Raw genomic sequence first — 563 nt, 5'->3', positions numbered from 1 at the left:
CTGTTGAATAACGCAACCTGCGGCCCTCCTTCGGAGGATTCCACAGGGCGAGCCAAGTTTACCCCGCCAAATAAGATTTGAGCAGCTGTTAGCAACCATGAATCTTCCCAATCGTTGCTCGAATCTTAGGCTGAGTATTTCGAGCCGCCATAGGGTGCACCGCTTTTTCACCTCTTCTAGCAGATAGACTAACCGTGTGATTACAAGCTATTTGACGGGGTGAACCCCGCCAAATAAGATTTGAGCCGTTTATGCAAGTAAAGCTTTCCATAATGAGTTTTCAAATACTTTTCACGTTTGGTTGCATCCGCTTGTTCCACACAAGCCTCGTAATAAACAAGTTTGAGTGGCCTTCTGTCCTTGGTGGATGCTACAAGTCCTTTTGTGTGCTGCTCAAATCTTAGCTTGAGGTTTTTGGTATAGCCAACATAGAATTTACCATCTTTCCCGCTTTGTAGGACATAAGTGTAATGCATTGGACCTCAAGCTATTTGGCGGGGTGAACCATCAGCCATATTAGCAAAAGACTCAATCAAATCAATCCTCAAATCTCTCTTTCCCAC

The 563-nt window shown here is 44.8% G+C and carries 1 protein-coding gene; it reads right to left on the bottom strand.

The features are described 5' to 3' along the window. Nucleotides 1-200: 200 nt before the first annotated feature. The gene (locus tag K1V27_RS22590) at nt 201-476 is read right to left on the bottom strand and encodes a GIY-YIG nuclease family protein (RefSeq protein WP_258932542.1); all 276 of its coding nucleotides are present in this window, start codon (nt 474-476) and stop codon (nt 201-203) included. Nucleotides 477-563 lie beyond the last annotated feature (87 nt).

The sequence above is a fragment of the Desulfoferrobacter suflitae genome, assembly GCF_022603395.1.
Taxonomy (GTDB): Bacteria; Desulfobacterota; Syntrophobacteria; order Syntrophobacterales; family Syntrophobacteraceae; genus Desulfoferrobacter; species Desulfoferrobacter suflitae.
The sequence above is the reverse complement of the archived record's forward strand: the minus strand, read 5'-3'. Positions and strand labels throughout refer to the sequence as shown.